Annotated in this window: 14 protein-coding genes; 7 read left to right on the forward strand and 7 right to left on the reverse strand. The window is 72.4% G+C overall.

Annotated features, from left to right (window positions below; genetic code table 11):
- The first annotated feature begins 15 nt into the window (after window positions 1-15).
- From hutH to CFK38_RS03370, 4 genes are all read left to right on the forward strand, one after another.
- Window positions 16-1557, forward strand: a complete 1542-nt coding sequence (hutH, locus tag CFK38_RS03355) for a histidine ammonia-lyase (RefSeq protein WP_096801803.1) — start codon at window positions 16-18, stop codon at window positions 1555-1557.
- A gap of 58 nt (window positions 1558-1615) precedes the next feature.
- The gene (locus CFK38_RS03360; RefSeq protein ID WP_096801804.1) at window positions 1616-2815 is read left to right on the forward strand and encodes a M4 family metallopeptidase; all 1200 of its coding nucleotides are present in this window, start codon (window positions 1616-1618) and stop codon (window positions 2813-2815) included.
- A gap of 157 nt (window positions 2816-2972) precedes the next feature.
- Window positions 2973-3992 carry a TerC family protein gene (locus tag CFK38_RS03365; RefSeq protein ID WP_096801805.1) on the forward strand — a complete coding sequence of 340 codons (1020 nt, stop codon included), beginning with the start codon at window positions 2973-2975 and terminating at the stop codon, window positions 3990-3992.
- A 139-nt stretch (window positions 3993-4131) separates the two neighbouring features.
- Window positions 4132-4320 carry a hypothetical protein gene (locus tag CFK38_RS03370; protein WP_096801806.1) on the forward strand — a complete coding sequence of 63 codons (189 nt, stop codon included), beginning with the start codon at window positions 4132-4134 and terminating at the stop codon, window positions 4318-4320.
- A 31-nt stretch (window positions 4321-4351) separates the two neighbouring features.
- Here the strand turns inward: CFK38_RS03370 and CFK38_RS03375 are convergent, their stop codons facing one another.
- From CFK38_RS03375 to CFK38_RS03400, 5 genes are all read right to left on the reverse strand, one after another.
- Entirely contained in the window at window positions 4352-5146 is a 795-nt protein-coding gene (locus CFK38_RS03375; protein WP_096801807.1) for an SDR family oxidoreductase, read from the reverse strand.
- 76 nt (window positions 5147-5222) lie between these two features.
- Window positions 5223-5801: a DUF488 domain-containing protein gene (locus CFK38_RS03380; RefSeq protein WP_096801808.1), complete on the reverse strand. Its 579-nt coding sequence runs from the start codon at window positions 5799-5801 to the stop codon at window positions 5223-5225.
- Complete coding sequence (locus CFK38_RS03385) at window positions 5798-6028, reverse strand: hypothetical protein (RefSeq protein WP_096801809.1); 231 nt, start codon at window positions 6026-6028, stop codon at window positions 5798-5800. Before CFK38_RS03385 ends, CFK38_RS03380 begins: the two co-directional genes overlap by 4 nt.
- On the reverse strand, window positions 6015-7592 hold the full coding sequence (locus CFK38_RS17820) for an isochorismatase family protein (protein ID WP_338025018.1): 1578 nt from the start codon (window positions 7590-7592) through the stop codon (window positions 6015-6017). The genes CFK38_RS03385 and CFK38_RS17820 overlap by 14 nt, the downstream gene beginning before the upstream one ends.
- A gap of 132 nt (window positions 7593-7724) precedes the next feature.
- Window positions 7725-9233 carry a purine-cytosine permease family protein gene (locus tag CFK38_RS03400; protein WP_096801810.1) on the reverse strand — a complete coding sequence of 503 codons (1509 nt, stop codon included), beginning with the start codon at window positions 9231-9233 and terminating at the stop codon, window positions 7725-7727.
- Window positions 9234-9394: 161 nt separating this feature from the next.
- Between CFK38_RS03400 and CFK38_RS03405 the strand changes: the two genes are divergently transcribed.
- Window positions 9395-10486: an FUSC family protein gene (locus CFK38_RS03405; protein ID WP_157773334.1), complete on the forward strand. Its 1092-nt coding sequence runs from the start codon at window positions 9395-9397 to the stop codon at window positions 10484-10486.
- An 80-nt stretch (window positions 10487-10566) separates the two neighbouring features.
- On the opposite strand, the gene CFK38_RS03410 is transcribed toward CFK38_RS03405, so the two are convergent.
- Together CFK38_RS03410 and CFK38_RS03415 are read right to left on the reverse strand one after the other, a co-directional pair.
- Window positions 10567-11430: a hypothetical protein gene (locus CFK38_RS03410; protein WP_096801811.1), complete on the reverse strand. Its 864-nt coding sequence runs from the start codon at window positions 11428-11430 to the stop codon at window positions 10567-10569.
- Between the two features lie 98 nt (window positions 11431-11528).
- Window positions 11529-12644, reverse strand: coding sequence for a hypothetical protein (locus CFK38_RS03415; RefSeq protein WP_096801812.1), 1116 nt, complete (start codon window positions 12642-12644; stop codon window positions 11529-11531).
- Window positions 12645-12828: 184 nt separating this feature from the next.
- Here CFK38_RS03415 and CFK38_RS03420 point away from each other — a divergent pair, with 184 nt between their 5' ends.
- Complete coding sequence (locus CFK38_RS03420; RefSeq protein WP_096801813.1) at window positions 12829-13353, forward strand: PH domain-containing protein; 525 nt, start codon at window positions 12829-12831, stop codon at window positions 13351-13353.
- A 65-nt stretch (window positions 13354-13418) separates the two neighbouring features.
- Window positions 13419-14240: a methyltransferase domain-containing protein gene (locus CFK38_RS03425; protein ID WP_096801814.1), complete on the forward strand. Its 822-nt coding sequence runs from the start codon at window positions 13419-13421 to the stop codon at window positions 14238-14240.
- Window positions 14241-14313 lie beyond the last annotated feature (73 nt).

Below are 14313 nucleotides of genomic sequence, written 5' to 3' on the forward strand. Positions count from 1 at the left end.
CCAGAAAGGCTCCCCATGCTCAGCCCCGTCACCCTCTCCAGCTCCGGCCTGACCGCCGCCGACGTCCTCGCCGTCGCCCGCCATCGGGCACGCGTCGAGCTCGACCCCGCCGCCCGGGAGCAGGTCGCCTCGGTGCGCGCGCACATCGATGCGCTCGCCGCCGGGGACACCCCCGTCTACGGCGTCTCCACCGGATTCGGCGCCCTCGCGGACACCGCGATCCCGCCCAGCATGCGCCACGCCCTGCAGCGCTCGCTGATCCGCTCGCACGCGGCCGGAGCCGGCCCGGAGGTGGAGACCGAGGTGGTGCGCGCCCTGATGCTGCTGCGCGCCCGCACCCTCGCCTCCGGCCGCACCGGGGTGCGTCCCGTCGTGGTCGAGACGATCCTCGCGCTGCTGAACGCCCAGATCACCCCGATCGTCCACGAGTACGGCTCCCTGGGCTGCTCCGGCGATCTCGCCCCGCTCTCGCACTGCGCGATCGTGCTGATGGGCGAGGGCCGTGCCCGCGACCGCGACGGGGTGGAGCGCCCCGTGCCCGAGCTGCTCGCCGAGGCCGGGATCGAGCCGGTGCTGCTCGAGGAGAAGGAGGGGCTCGCGCTGATCAACGGCACCGACGGCATGCTCGGCATGCTGCTGTTGGCGATCGCCGACCTCGACGACCTGGTGCGCACCGCCGACCTCACCACGGCCCTGTCCGTGCAGGGCCTGCGCGGGCGGGACTCCGTGTTCCGGCCCGAGCTGCACGCCCCGCTGCGGCCCCACCCGGGCCAGGAGGCCTCGGCCGCGAACATCTTCGCCCTGCTCGCCGGGTCCCCGATCATCGCCGACGTCGCCGCCGAGGGCTCGCGCGTGCAGGACGCCTACTCGCTGCGCTGCGCCCCGCAGGTCGCCGGCGGGGTGCGCGACACCATCGAGCATGCCCGCACGGTCGCCGAGCGGGAACTCACCGCCGCGATCGACAACCCCGTCGTGCTCGAGGACGGGACCGTCACCTCCAACGGCAACTTCCACGGCGCGCCCGTTGCGTACGTGCTGGACTTCCTGGCCGTGGTCTCCGCAGACCTCGCCTCGATCGCGGAGCGCCGCACCGACCGGATGCTCGACAAGACCCGCTCCCACGGGCTGCCGCCGTTCCTGGCCGACGACCCCGGCGTGGACTCCGGCTTCATGATCGCCCAGTACACCCAGGCCGGCCTGGTCTCGGACATGAAGCGCCTCGCGGTGCCGGCGAGCGTGGACTCCATCCCCTCCTCCGCGATGCAGGAGGACCACGTCTCGATGGGCTGGCACGCCGCCCGCAAGCTGCGCACCAGCGTGGAGAACCTGCGCCGCGTGCTCGCGATCGAGCTGCTCACCGCCGCCCGCGCGATCGACCTGCGGAGCCCGCTGGCCCCCTCGGCCCCGAGCGCCGCCGCGATCGCCGTGCTGCGCCGCACCGTCGAGGGCCCCGGCCCGGACCGCTTCCTGGCCCCGGACATCGCCGAGGCCGAGGCACGGCTGCTGGATAGGACCGTGCTGGCCGCGGTCGAGGAGGTCACCGGCCGGCTCGCCTGAGCCGGAGGTGGGGCGGGCAGGGCTTCCGCTCGTCGGTGGCCGGGGCCATGCTGGAGCCATGAGCAACGGCGCCCGGAGCACAGACGCAGGACCCCACGAGAGCGACGCCCCACCCCCGGTCTGCGGGATCGTCCCCCCGCACCTGCTGCAGCAGATCGCCCGCGCCGGCGAGGATGGCCAGGCCACCGCCGCCGCACGGACCCTCGAGGCCGGACAGCGCGTCGCCGGGAACCGGGAGGTCCGGGCCGCGCGCACCCGCCGCCCCGGACACCCCGGGACGGGCACCGGGCTGATCCCGCCGCACCTGCAGCAGCGCCTCCAGGGAGTCCCGGCCGGGGACGGGACGGCCGCACCGTCCGCGAGCCCGGACTCCGCGCCCCGCCGCAGCGTCTTCGACGCGCAGCAGGGCACGACCCTGCCCGGGGTGCTGGTGCGCGAGGAGGGGCAGGCCCCCGGCGGGGACGAGTCGGTGGACGAGGCCTACGACGGCCTCGGCGCCACCTGGGAGCTGTACCACCAGGCCTTCTCCCGCAACTCGCTCGACGACGAGGGCATGGCGCTGATCGCCACCGTGCACTACGGCCAGGACTTCCAGAACGCCTTCTGGGACGGCGAGCAGATGATCTTCGGTGACGGCGACGGGGTGTACTTCCAGTCCTTCACCAACGCGGTGGACGTGATCGGGCACGAGCTCACCCACGGGGTCGTGCAGTTCACCGCCGGGCTGATCTACGTCGCCCAGCCCGGCGCGCTGCACGAGTCGATCGCGGACTGCTTCGGGGCGATGGTGAAGCAGCGGCTGCGGGGCCAGAGCGCGCAGGAGGCCGACTGGCTGATCGGTGAGGGTCTGTTCACCGATCGGGTCCAGGGTGTCGCGCTGCGCTCGATGAAGGCGCCGGGGACCGCCTACGACGACCCGGTGCTGGGGAAGGATCCGCAGCCCGCCTCGATGGCGGATTACGCCGACCTCCCGCACGAGGCCGAGAACGACAACGGCGGCGTGCACATCAACTCCGGGATCCCCAACCGTGCGTTCTACCTGGCCGCGACCGGGATCGGCGGTGCGTCGTGGGAGGGCGCGGGCCCGCTCTGGTACGAGGCGCTGATCCGCCCCGGGCTGCCCAAGGACGCCGACTTCGCGACCTTCGCCGCAGCGACCCTCGAGGTCGCCGCTGTCCGTCACGGGGAGGGTTCGCCGCAGCACGCCGCCGTCGCGGACGCCTGGCGGAGCGTCGGCGTGCTCAGCGCGCGGAGCTGAGCGAGGTGAGCCGTTCCTGCCGGTGTCCCTGCTCGCTGTGACGGTGACCGCTCCCCAGGTTTCCGGGATCCTCGCCTAGTACTCTGACACCGGTCCGCACGAACCGGCCCGTCCCGGCAGCACGGGAAGATCGTCCACGCCACCCGAAGGAACTCGCATGGGTCAACTCAACCTGGGCTTCGAGATCGCGGCACTCGCCGTGCTCGTGGTCATCCTGCTCGTCGACCTCCTGTTGGTCCTGAAGCGGCCGCACCTGCCGTCCCTGAAGGAGTGCGCACTGTGGATCGGGTTCTACGTGAGCCTGGCGATCGTGTTCGCGGTGGTGCTGTTCTTCGTGGGCGGTATCGCGCCGGCCTCCGAGTTCGTCACCGGCTGGCTGCTCGAGTACTCGCTGAGCATCGACAACCTCTTCGTCTTCATCGTGATCATGGGGAAGTTCGCGGTGCCGAAGAAGTACCAGCAGGAAGTGCTGATGGTGGGCATCATCATCGCGCTCATCGCCCGCGCGCTGTTCATCGTCGCGGGTGCCGCGCTGATCAACAACTTCGCCTGGATCTTCTACATCTTCGGGATCTTCCTGCTGTGGACCGCCTGGAAGCAGGCCGCCGAGGAGGAGGACGACGGCAGCGACTCCTTCATCATTCGGACCGTGCGGAAGTTCTTCCCCGTCTCCGAGAGCTATGACGGCAACAAGCTGCGCACCGTCGTGAACGGGAAGACCCTGTTCACCCCGATGCTGCTGGTGTTCATCACCATCGGTCTGACCGACGTCATGTTCGCGCTGGACTCGATCCCGGCGATCTTCGCGGTCACCCGCAACCCCTTCCTGGTCTTCACCGCGAACCTGTTCGCCCTGATGGGTCTGCGCCAGCTGTACTTCCTGCTGGGCGGCCTGCTGGAGCGCCTGGCCTACCTGCACTACGGCATCGCCGCGATCCTCGGCTTCATCGGCATCAAGCTGATGATCCACGCGATCCACGAGTCCCCGCTCGAGTTCATCCCCGGCTTCTCGGTGCTGGAGAAGATCCCCGAGGTGCCGATCTGGCTGTCCCTGACCGTCATCGTGGTCTCGATGGGGGTCGCGGTCGTCGCCTCCCTGCTCTTCGCACCGAAGACCTCCGCGCCGGTCGAGGGCGGGACCGGCACCGACCCGGAGCACACCGACTCCGAGCACTGAGCACCTCCGAGGCGAGCAGCCGGCGCCCGGACCCCGGCGACGGACGCCGCCGGTGCGCCGAACCCGCCCGCGGCGTACAGTCGTGAGCAGGGACCGGGCCGCCCGCGGCACCGGGAGGATGCGACGCGAGGAGCCTGCGGTGGACCCGGAGATCGACCCGGACGAGGCCGCCGGCGAGGCGGTCTGCTGGATCGATCAGCTGTGCCCGGAGTGCGGCGCGATGCCGGAGGGCGCCGGGGCGCAGGACCCGAGCGTGCCGTGCTGGCGCTGCGGCACCGTCCGCGCGCAGGCCGCCGGGGACGGCCCCGTCGGCTCCGGCGACGCCTGAGCCTCGGCCCCGACGCCTGAGCGGCGGGGCCTCAGCCCGCCGGGGTCGCGAAGCCGCCGTTGGACAGCAGCAGCTGCCCCCGGATCCAGGCACCCTGCGCGGAGAGCAGGAACCGCACCAGGTCCGCGACCGTGTCCGGGCCACCGAGCTCCCCACCCGGGGTCTGCGCCGCACAGGCCTGACGCACCTCGTCGTCCATCCAGCCGGTATCGATCGGGCCGGGATTGATCACGTTGGTGCGGATCCCGCGGTCGGCGAGCTCATGGGTGCCCGCCAGCACCAGGCGGTCCAGCGCTCCCTTGGTCGCGCCGTAGGGGAGATTGTGCGCAGTGTGGTCGCTGGTCAGCGCCAGCATCGCTCCACCCGGGGTGTCCGTGCCGGGCTCGACCTGCTCCGCGAAGGACTTCAGCAGCAGCCAGGTGGCCCGCACGTTGACCGCGTAATGGCGGTCGAAGCTCTCCACCGTGGTGTCCAGGATCGAGGAGTCCACCCCCTCGCAGTGGCAGGTCACGAGCGCCCCGAGCGGGCCCAGCGCCTCCCGGGCGGCCGTGACGAGGGCCGGCGGCACGGCGGGGTCCTCGAGGTCGCCGGGGAGCAGCTCCACCCGGCATCCGAGGGACCGCAGCTCCTCGGCGAGGAGCTCGACGTCGGCCTCCTCGCCGAGCACGCGCCGGTCGTCGGGGGCGTGGAAGTTCAGGGCCAGATCGAAGCCGTCGGCGGCGAGGCCGCGCGCGATCGCCGCGCCGAGCCCGCGGCGACGGCCCACGCCGGTGAGCAGGGCGGTACGGGGCTGGGCGGCGTCGGTACGCGGTGCAGGGGAGCGCATGGGGCCGACGGTAGGGTCCAGACCCCACCGGGGCAAGCCTTTTACGTGTCTCGCCGCTGGTCAGGAGTCTCGGGGGTCACGACTCGTCGGGCAGATCCCACACCACGTGCCCGTCCTCGCCCAGACGGGCGCCCTCGCTGGGCTCGTGCGGGCGCTGCTGTCCCGAGTGCATGAGGTCGAGGACCTCGACCCCGTGCTCGAGCAGCATCACGTCGGCGATCAGTCGGCGATGGCAGCGCCACCACACGGCCTCCGAGCACATCACCGCGGTGCGGGCGTGCGAGACGTCGTCCCGCAGCGCGGAGATCCCGGCACGGAACTGATCGCTGCGGGTCCAGCCGGCGTAGGCGCGGAACTGCGTCACCCGCCACCAGGTGTCGGGGGAGGCGGCGTCCTCGTCCTTGGTGAGTCGGCGCCGCCCGCCCAGCCGCTCGTCCCAGCGGTAGCCGATGCCGGCCCCGGTGCAGATCTCCTCGACCGCGCCGCGCGCCGCGGCATCGTTGGTGCGGGAGCCGGGGAAGCGGCGCACGTCCACCAGCTGCGTGATCCCGGCCCCGGTGAGGAGGTCGGCGAGCTGGTCCCGCTCCAGCCGGCCGTGGCCCACGGTGAGCAGGGCGCCGCCCCCGGCGGGCGGGGTCGCCTCGGCCGCGGTCATGACGTGGAGGTGAACAGCTGCAGGGCCGTCGGTTCGAACAGCTCGAGCTTGCCGCACTTGGTGCACGAGAGCACGGCGGCCTCCGGGCTGAACCCGTCCATGCCGAACAGGCTCGCGGTGCTGCTGCTCATCACGATGCGGCGGGTCCAGAACCATCCCTGGCCGCAGTGCGTGCAGGTCACGGTGCGCTCGCCCGCGACCGCCCAGACGGGCTCAGGCGTCGCCATCGTCGTCTCCTCCTGTCGTCGGTCGCACGCTGTCGAGGACGTCCGCGCTGGGCCTCAGCTCCACCTGCGGGGAGAACAGGCTCATGGCGTGCAGGGCAGCGGTCCCGTTCTCCGGGCTCGAGGCCGCGCAGGCATCGGTGACCACGGTGACGTACGCTCCGGCGTCGGCCGCGGCGAGGACGGTGGTGAGCACGCAGCAGTCGGTCGAGACCCCTGCGATCAGCAGCTGCGGGGCCGGGCCGACGATCCCCTCGAGCTGCGGCCCCCATTTCCCGAACGTCGGCTCGTCCACGGTGGGGTGGGCGGTGAGCGCCGCGGCGCCGTCGACCAGCTGGTAGAGCGGCTCCGAGGCGGGGACGTCCGCGAAGGGCCAGGCCCGGAAGTACTCGCCCCAGGCGGTGCTGCGATCCGCCGTGGGCAGCCAGCGGCTGAGCAGGGTGCGCTCGGGTCCGACCCGAGCGGCGAACGCCTGGATCCGCGGCCAGCTCTGCTCCCAGAACGGCGAGGCCCAGTCCGAGCCGGGGGCGGCGAAGATCTGCTGCGGGTCGACGATCAGCAGCCAGGGCGCCCGGCGGGGGTCGGGCTCAGGGGACATGGGCGGGATCCTCTCCGGGCGGTGCTCGAGGTACGACGAGAACGACGTGGAGCCAGGGTAGTCGGCCGGTCGCCGTGGCCGCAGGGCCCCGAGCACCGAGGGAGCCACTGCGAAGCCGGCTCCGGCCAGGCACAGCACCCCACCGAGGGCCGCGAGCAGCGGGGGCACCTCACCCAGCAGCAGCCAGGCCATCACCACGGTGAGGGCGGGCACCAGGAGAGAGGAGGAGCTGAGCAGTCCGGCACCGGTGTAGGTCAGGGCGTATCCCCACAGCAGGAACGCGACGGCGGTCGGGAACAGCCCGAGGTAGATGACGCCGAGGATCGCTCCGAGCGGAGCCGCTCCCATCTCAGCCAGGAGGGTCGGGGCGAAGGGCAGGCAGGCCAGGGCACCGGCCAGCACGCCGATCACCGTCAACGAGAGGGAGTCGACGTGGGCGAGCAGGAGCTTCTGCACGAGCACGCTGCCGGCGTAGAGCAGCGCCGCCACCAGCCCCAGCATGATGCCCACGCCCGAGAGACCCCCGGTGGACGCACCGACGGAGATCAGCACGATGCCGCTGAAGGCGACCAGCACCCCGGCCAGCAGCCGTACGGAGAGCCCCTCGCCGAGCAGCAGGCCCGACACGACCGCCACGATCAGCGGAGCCAGGTTCACCAGCATCGCCGCCGTGGCCGCATCGAGGAAGAGCTCGGCGGCGTTGAGCACCACGAGATAGGCCGCGAACCAGGCGATGCCCCAGCCGGCCACCGCTGCCCACAGCCGCAGGCTCCGGGGTGCCCGCACCCGGCCCAGGAGGAGCAGGGGCAGCAGCGCGATCGAGGCGGCGCTCACCCGTAGGAGCGTCATCGCCCCGGGGGAGAAGTCATGGCCTGCGACCCGGATGACCAGGAAGGACGAGGCCCACATCAGCATCACCCCGAGTGCTGCGAGCCAGGGCAGGGCGGGGTGGGGCGGTGAGGGGCGCATGAGGACAGCATGGGCCCTGCGGGCCGGGTGCGGCGTGTCGTGCGCACTCATGGCCACCCGCCCCTGCTGCCCGCAGGTCGATGCTCGGTGGCTCAGTCCCGTCCGAGGATCCTCAGCCCCGTCCGAGGATCCTCAGCGCTGCTCCTGCGCCCGGATCTTCCCGCGCCGGGCGAACCAGGTCACGACGAAGCCGAGCACCAGCGCCAGCAGCACTCCGATGTTGGAGTACGCCCAGTTCCCGTCCCAGTAGGACCCGGCCGGATCGTCCACGAAGGTGCCCAGGCCCAGCGGCTGGAGCAGGTAGCCCTGCCAGTTGTTCCAGGGAGCGGCCTCGGTGAAGGAGTTGACCACCAGGCCCCAGCCCAGCACCGAGGCGACCGCCATGGTGAGGATCGAGGTCCAGTCGAAGGCCCCGTAGCGGCCGGCAGGATCGAACAGCGCCTGGTCGTCGTAGTCCGCACGGCGGGTGAGGATGTCGGCGATGAGGATCCCGGCCCAGGCCGCGATCGGCACGCCGAGGGTGATCAGGAAGCTCTGGAACGGGCCGATGAAGCTGGTCGCGAAGAACGCCACCCAGATGGTGCCGGCGGTGAGGATGAGCCCGTCGACCGCGGCGGCCGCCGGGCGCGGGATGCGGATCCCGAGGCTGATCAGAGTGAGTCCGGAGGAGTAGATGCCCAGCACTGCGCCGGAGACCAGGGTCAGCACCGCCACGATCCAGAACGGGATCAGCGCCCACAGCGGCAGGATCGTCACCAGGGCGCCGATCGGATCGTTCTCGATGGCGCCGGCCAGGCCCTCGTCGGAGCCCGCCAGCAGCAGGCCGAAGATCACCAGCACCACCGGGGCGGCGGCCCCGCCCACGGTGTTCCACAGCACGATCGATCCGTCGGAGGCCGTGCGCTTCTGGTACCGCGACCAGTCCGCCGCGATGTTGATCCAGCCCAGCCCGAAGCCGGTCATCACCATCACCAGCGCACCGATCATCGCCTGGGGGGAGCCGTGCGGCATCGAGGCCACCGCGGCCCAGTCGATGTGGGGGATCGTGAGGATCATGAACAGGATCGTCATCGCACCGGTCGCCCAGGTGAGGATCGACTGGAGCTTCATGATGGTGTGATAGCCGAGCACGCTCGCGCCGACGATCAGCGCCGCGATGACGACCGTGGCGATCACGGTCACCGCCTGGCCCGAGGCGAGCCCCAGCACGTCGAAGACGGTCGCGGTGGCGAGCACCGCGGAGATCGCCAGCGACGTCTCCCAGCCGATCGAGGTCAGCCAGGAGACGATCCCGGGCACCTTCTGGCCGTGCACGCCGAAGGCCGCGCGGGAGAGCACCATGGTGGGGGCGCTGCCGCGCTTGCCCGCGATGGCGACCAGTCCGCACAGCAGGAAGCTGATGATGATGCCGATGACCGCCACCACCGTCGCCTGCAGGAAGCTGATGCCGAAGCCCAGCAGGTACGAGCCGTAGCTCATCCCGAACACGGAGACGTTCGCGGCGAACCAGGGCCAGACCAGGTCCCGGGGCTTCGCGGTCCTCTCGGTCTCGGCGATGATCTCGATGCCGGTGGTCTCGATGACGCCGGCGCCGCCGACGGGGGCGGCGGGCGCGGAGGCGGGGCGGTCAGGGGATGTCATGTCGACTCCGGGGGAGGTGGGCCGGTGGACGCTGGCCGACGGCGGGGCAGGGACGCTCGTCAGTCTCCCACGGGTGTGAGCCGATCCGGGGGTGACCGGCCGGGCCGGCGCCCATACCCTGGACCGGTGCGTCCCCCGGCGCACGTCCCGGAAGGAGTCCCGTGCCCGCAGCACCCGCCCGGATCCGGACGTCGGCGAAGCGCCTGTTCAGCCTCGGCCCGCGCCGCGTGGACCACATCCCGGCCCTCCGCATCGCCCTGGGCCTGGCGATCCCGCTGTCCCTGCTGCTGGTGACGGGGCACGTCCAGTGGGCGATGTTCGTCGGCTTCGGGGCCTTCACCGGGATCTACTCGCGGTACGAGCCGACGCGGATGCGCTTCCGGCGCCAGGTGATCGCCGGGGCGCTGCTCACCGTGTGCGTGACCCTCGGCGCGACCCTCGCGCAGCTCGGGGAGTCGATGAGCGACCTCGCGGAGTCCTGGACCGTCCTCATGGCAGGGTCGATCGTGGCGGGGCTGGTCGCCGCGGTGGTGCTGCGGCTCGGCCTGAAGCCGGGCGGGGCGATCTTCCCGCTGTTCGCGGTCGCCGCCGTCGCCTCCGCCCCGCCGGCCGCACCGATCTGGGCCGCCTTCCTCATCGCCGGGGCCTGCGCGTCCCTGTGCGTGGTGCTGGGACTGCTCGGCCACTGGGCGGGGGAGCGGCACCCCGGCGCGGGGGTGCGCACCGCGACGGAGACCTGGTCGCGGGCGCAGCTGGGGGCGGAGTTCGGCCGTTTCGCGGTCGCCTCCGCGATCGCCGGGGCGCTCGGTCTCGCCTCCGGGCTGCCGTTCCCGTACTGGGCGCAGATCGCGGCGATCGCGCCGCTGTCGGCTCCGGGCCGCACCCTGCAGGTCGAACGCGGGCTGCACCGCATCGTCGGCACCGCGCTCGGCATCGTCACCACCGCCTTCCTGCTGTCCTTCCCCGTCCAGCCGTGGCAGCTGGTGGTGTGGGTGGTGGTCATGCAGTTCCTCGCCGAGATGTACGCGATGCGCAACTACTCCTTCGCGCTGCTGTTCATCACGCCGCTGGCCCTGCTGATGGTCCAGCTCGCCCATCCGCAGCCGATCGGCGCGCTGCTCGAGGCCCGGGTGCTGGAGACCGCCATCGGGGCAGTGGTGGGCATCGCGGTGGTGACCGCCGCGGCCCTCCGGGACCGGCGGGCGGCGCTGGGGTCCCGTGCCGACGCCCCGGTGAGGGCCGACGGCGGGTGAGCGAGGCGCGCCTCGTGCGAGCGGTGCTCCCGCCCGGGGCTCTTCTCCGGGCGCCTCCCCGCGCGCTGCCGCGCGGTCCCTCAGCTGCCGGGAGTCGCCTCGTCCTCAACGTCCGCGGGGCGGGGGATCAGCACATCGATCACGCCGAGCAGGCTCTGCGAGGACACGTCGGAGATCTGCAGCTCATCGTGCGGCGAGGTCTCCTCGCCGAGGGGCCCGTGGTCCAGCACCCGCACCCGGTCGGAGGTGGCGATCAGCGTGGCCTGGCGGCCTGCCCCCTCCGCGACGGCGGTGAGCACGGAGACCGCACGGGCATCGTCCACGTCGATGCTCCGGGTGACCTCGGCCGCGGTGACCGTCTCGGGATCGCCGTCCTCCCCGGCCGCCTCGAACGGATCCACGAACCGTCGGATCCGATCGGGCACGGTCTCCAGCTCCGGCACGCTGAAGTGGTGGAAGCCGTCGATCGAGACGTACTCCTCGAGCACACCGCCCCGGGGGAACAGGTAGTGCGCCAGGGTGGTCGAGCCGCCGTTCAGGGTGCGGCTCGTGGTGACCATCGCATCGGGGATGCGTCGCAGGGTGACCACGCCGGCCAGCCGACGATCCAGCTGCATCGCGCGTCGCGGGGCATCGCCGGGACCGGAGACCAGCTCCCCCTCGTCCTCGACGCTCTCACCCCCCGGGCGGACCAGCCCGCGGGCGGTCAGGGACCGCAGCGCGGCGGCGGCCGAGGACGTCCGGTCCACGACCTCCTGGTCGAGGTAGGGGCTGCCCAGGAGCTCGAGGGCGGAGGCGCCGTCGAGGCCCATGAGCTCCTCGTCGGTGAGGATCAGCAGCACGCTCGGCTCGGGCTCCGTGGTGGCGAGCACCTCCATCGCACCGAGCATGTCGCGCTGGGTGATGGTGGGCTCGGCCGAGGGGGACTGGGTGGTGGTGCTCATGCGGGGTCGACTCCCTGGATATCGATGGGCCGGCCGGTGCTCGTGGTGCGCCGGCGAGCGGTGTCAGCTTCTCACGGCCGAGGTGGGTGGAGGAGGGGTCACCAGGGCATCGCGTCGGCGAGCCCGTCGACCGCATCGGAGATGCCGTCGCTGACGGAGTCGACGACATCGCCGGCGGTATCGGCGACCGCCCCGGCGGTGTCCCCGACGAAATCGGTGGTCGCATTCCAGGCGTCCGACGCCGTGGCGGAGATCGAGTCCCAGTTGTCGTAGACCATCCTGCCGACGTCGGCCAGGGCCGCGCCCCCGGAGATGATCGCCCCGGCGGCGACGAGCGGGCCGCCGATGACGGCGCCGACGCCGGTCGCGGACATGGCACCTCCCGCGAGCATCAGACCGCCGCCGAGGGCGCTGGCACCGCCGGTGATCGCACTGAAGGTGTCCCCGCTCTGGATGCCCTCGATCATCTGGGCACCGCCGAAGACGACGTCCAGCCCGGGCAGGGCCTTGCCGACGAACGGAGCCACGTCGTCGAGGAAGGGCGCCGCCTTCGAGGCCCACCCCGCGGCGTCGTCGACGAAGCCGAAGAAGTTCCGGGTGCCGGCACCGGTGGGGACGGGGAAGGGGAGCTCTCCGACCAGCTTGCTCACCAGGCCGCTGAACTCGGTGCCGCGGTTGAAGACGACCCCGGTGATGTCCTGCCCGTACTTCCACGTCCCGGCAGCGAGCTGGAAGATGTCCTCGGCGCCGTCGATGAGGTCGGTGGAGCGGTCGATGACCCGCAGGGTGTCCCAGACGTCCTTGCCGTTGCTGAACGCATTCTGCAGTGTGTTGTACACCTCGAGACCGCCGGTGACGCGATCCCACCAGGAGGTCCCAGCATCCGCGCCGCCCTCGGAAGCGCCGCCGCCTCCGCCGCCTCCGCTGCCGCCCCCGCTTCCCGTCGGCGAGGAGGCCGCGTCCTGCTCCTCGGCGTGCTGCTCGAGGTCGCCGGCCTGCTGCGCGATCCGGGTGACGAGATCGTCGAAGAGGGCCGTGGTCCGGGAGGTCCATCGGGTCCGGAATCCGTCGGCATCCGCGCCGTGCCAGGCGCTCTCGTCCATGACGGCGGGCTGCAGGCGCTCGCGCAGCTCGGTGAGCGAGCGTGCACGGGTGCGGAGCAGCTCGGTGTGGTGTCGCAGCTGGCCCGTGTCGGCGCCGTAGAAGCCGCTCATGATGTGTCCCCTCGCGCTCTGCCCGGCGCCCTGTCTCGGCCCCGCGTTCATCGACCGTCCCCACCGTAGAGGTGCGCCGGCGATCCGGCGATGGGGAGAACTCCCCACGGGACGGGAGCCGCTGCTGGGAAGGCGGTGCCAGTGGACATGGCAGACGCGCGGGGAGGCACCGTATGGTCGTCCCATGGATGGGAAGAAGCGAGACCAGCTGCGAGCCGCCGCCGAACTGCAGAGATCCCTCCGTGAGACCCACGGGGACGATGCCGAGGCCGTGCTCGCGCAGCACATCGCGGAGACGTCCTCGCACAGCCGTGCGGAGACGAGCTACCGCGAGGCCATGGCCAAGAACCGGGGCCTGCGCTTCCGCGCGGCGGACGCGAACCTGCCGCAGCAGGTGCTCCATCCCGAGGAGACCGTGTACGAGGTCGCGGTCGGGGCGCTGCGCTCGGACACCTTCCCGCTGCTGATCGTCACCGACCGTCGGGTGATGCACGTGATGGACCGCCTGCGCGGCTGGACGGTCCTCCAGGAGGCCCCGGCGGCGAGCATCCAGGGGGCCGAGCTCGAGAAGCGCCTGATCTCCGGGCGGCTGCGGGTCCATGTGCGCGACGGCAAGGACATCTCCATGAAGGTCAGCGAGCAGGACCGGACGGAGGAGGTCGCGGCGCTCCTGCGCCATCTGGCCGCCGGGGGCGCGCCGCCGCGGTGAGGACGAGGGCGACCACGGGGCGGTCGCTCCTGGTCCGACGGGCGCGCCTTGCATAGCGTCGTGCCATGCCGGACACCACAGCGCACTCTGCTCCCGCGTACACCCACGGCTACGGTGCCGCGGTGCTGGACAGCCACCGCACCCGCACCGCCGCGAACTCCGCGGCGCACCTGCTGCCCCACCTGCGCACGGGGCAGCGCCTGCTGGACGTGGGAAGCGGCGCCGGCACGATCACGGCCGACCTCGCCCGGATCGTCGGCCCGGAGCATCTCACCGCGCTGGAGGTGAGCGAGCAGGCCGCCGCCCTCACCCGCGCCGAGCTGGAGCGCCAGGGGATCCAGGGTGCCCAGGTCGTGGTGGGCGACGCCCAGGAGCTGTCCTTCCCCGCCGATTCCTTCGACGTGGTCCACGCCCATCAGGTCCTCCAGCACCTGCCCGAGCCCGTGACCGCGCTCGCCGAGCTTCGCCGCGTCACCCGGCCCGGCGGGGTCGTCGCCGCCCGCGACAGCGACTACGAAGGCTTCCGCTGGTTCCCCGAGACCCCGGGCATCGACCGCTGGCGTGAGCTGTACCTGCGCGCCGCCCGCGCCAACGGCGGCACCCCGGACGCCGGCCGACGCCTGCTGGCCTGGGCACACGCAGCCGGCTTCGAGGACGTCACCCCAGGAGCCTCCACCTGGCTGTACGCGACCGCCGAGGCCCGTCGCGCCTGGGCCGAGACCTGCGCCGGCCGGCTCACCGCAGGCCCCTTCGCGGCGCAGCTCGAGCGGGCGGGCTGGGCGGAGGCGGAGGAGCGCGCGGCACTCGCGGAGGTCTTCCTGGGCTGGGCCGAGGATCCCGACGGCTGGTTCTCCCTGCTGCACGGAGAGATCCTCGCCCACGCCTGACCAGGGGGTATGACGGGTGCCCGGAGGATCGGCTGTTCTGGCAGGCCGGGGGCCGGTCGGCCCCGGCCAGAGC

Source organism: Brachybacterium vulturis, assembly GCF_002407185.1.
GTDB lineage: Bacteria > Actinomycetota > Actinomycetes > Actinomycetales > Dermabacteraceae > Brachybacterium > Brachybacterium vulturis.

Bases quoted from the DNA above. Each gene is read 5' to 3' on its own strand.
- CFK38_RS03360 (WP_096801804.1), top strand. From the start codon at position 1,616: ATGAGCAACGGCGCCCGGAGCACAGACGCAGGACCCCACGAGAGCGAC.
- CFK38_RS03400 (WP_096801810.1), bottom strand. From the start codon at position 9,233: ATGACATCCCCTGACCGCCCCGCCTCCGCGCCCGCCGCCCCCGTCGGC.
- CFK38_RS03380 (WP_096801808.1), bottom strand. From the start codon at position 5,801: ATGACCGCGGCCGAGGCGACCCCGCCCGCCGGGGGCGGCGCCCTGCTC.
- CFK38_RS03385 (WP_096801809.1), bottom strand. From the start codon at position 6,028: ATGGCGACGCCTGAGCCCGTCTGGGCGGTCGCGGGCGAGCGCACCGTG.
- CFK38_RS03365 (WP_096801805.1), top strand. From the start codon at position 2,973: ATGGGTCAACTCAACCTGGGCTTCGAGATCGCGGCACTCGCCGTGCTC.
- hutH (WP_096801803.1), top strand. From the start codon at position 16: ATGCTCAGCCCCGTCACCCTCTCCAGCTCCGGCCTGACCGCCGCCGAC.
- CFK38_RS03415 (WP_096801812.1), bottom strand. From the start codon at position 12,644: ATGAGCGGCTTCTACGGCGCCGACACGGGCCAGCTGCGACACCACACC.
- CFK38_RS03410 (WP_096801811.1), bottom strand. From the start codon at position 11,430: ATGAGCACCACCACCCAGTCCCCCTCGGCCGAGCCCACCATCACCCAG.
- CFK38_RS03425 (WP_096801814.1), top strand. From the start codon at position 13,419: ATGCCGGACACCACAGCGCACTCTGCTCCCGCGTACACCCACGGCTAC.
- CFK38_RS17820 (WP_338025018.1), bottom strand. From the start codon at position 7,592: ATGCGCCCCTCACCGCCCCACCCCGCCCTGCCCTGGCTCGCAGCACTC.
- CFK38_RS03375 (WP_096801807.1), bottom strand. From the start codon at position 5,146: ATGCGCTCCCCTGCACCGCGTACCGACGCCGCCCAGCCCCGTACCGCC.
- CFK38_RS03420 (WP_096801813.1), top strand. From the start codon at position 12,829: ATGGATGGGAAGAAGCGAGACCAGCTGCGAGCCGCCGCCGAACTGCAG.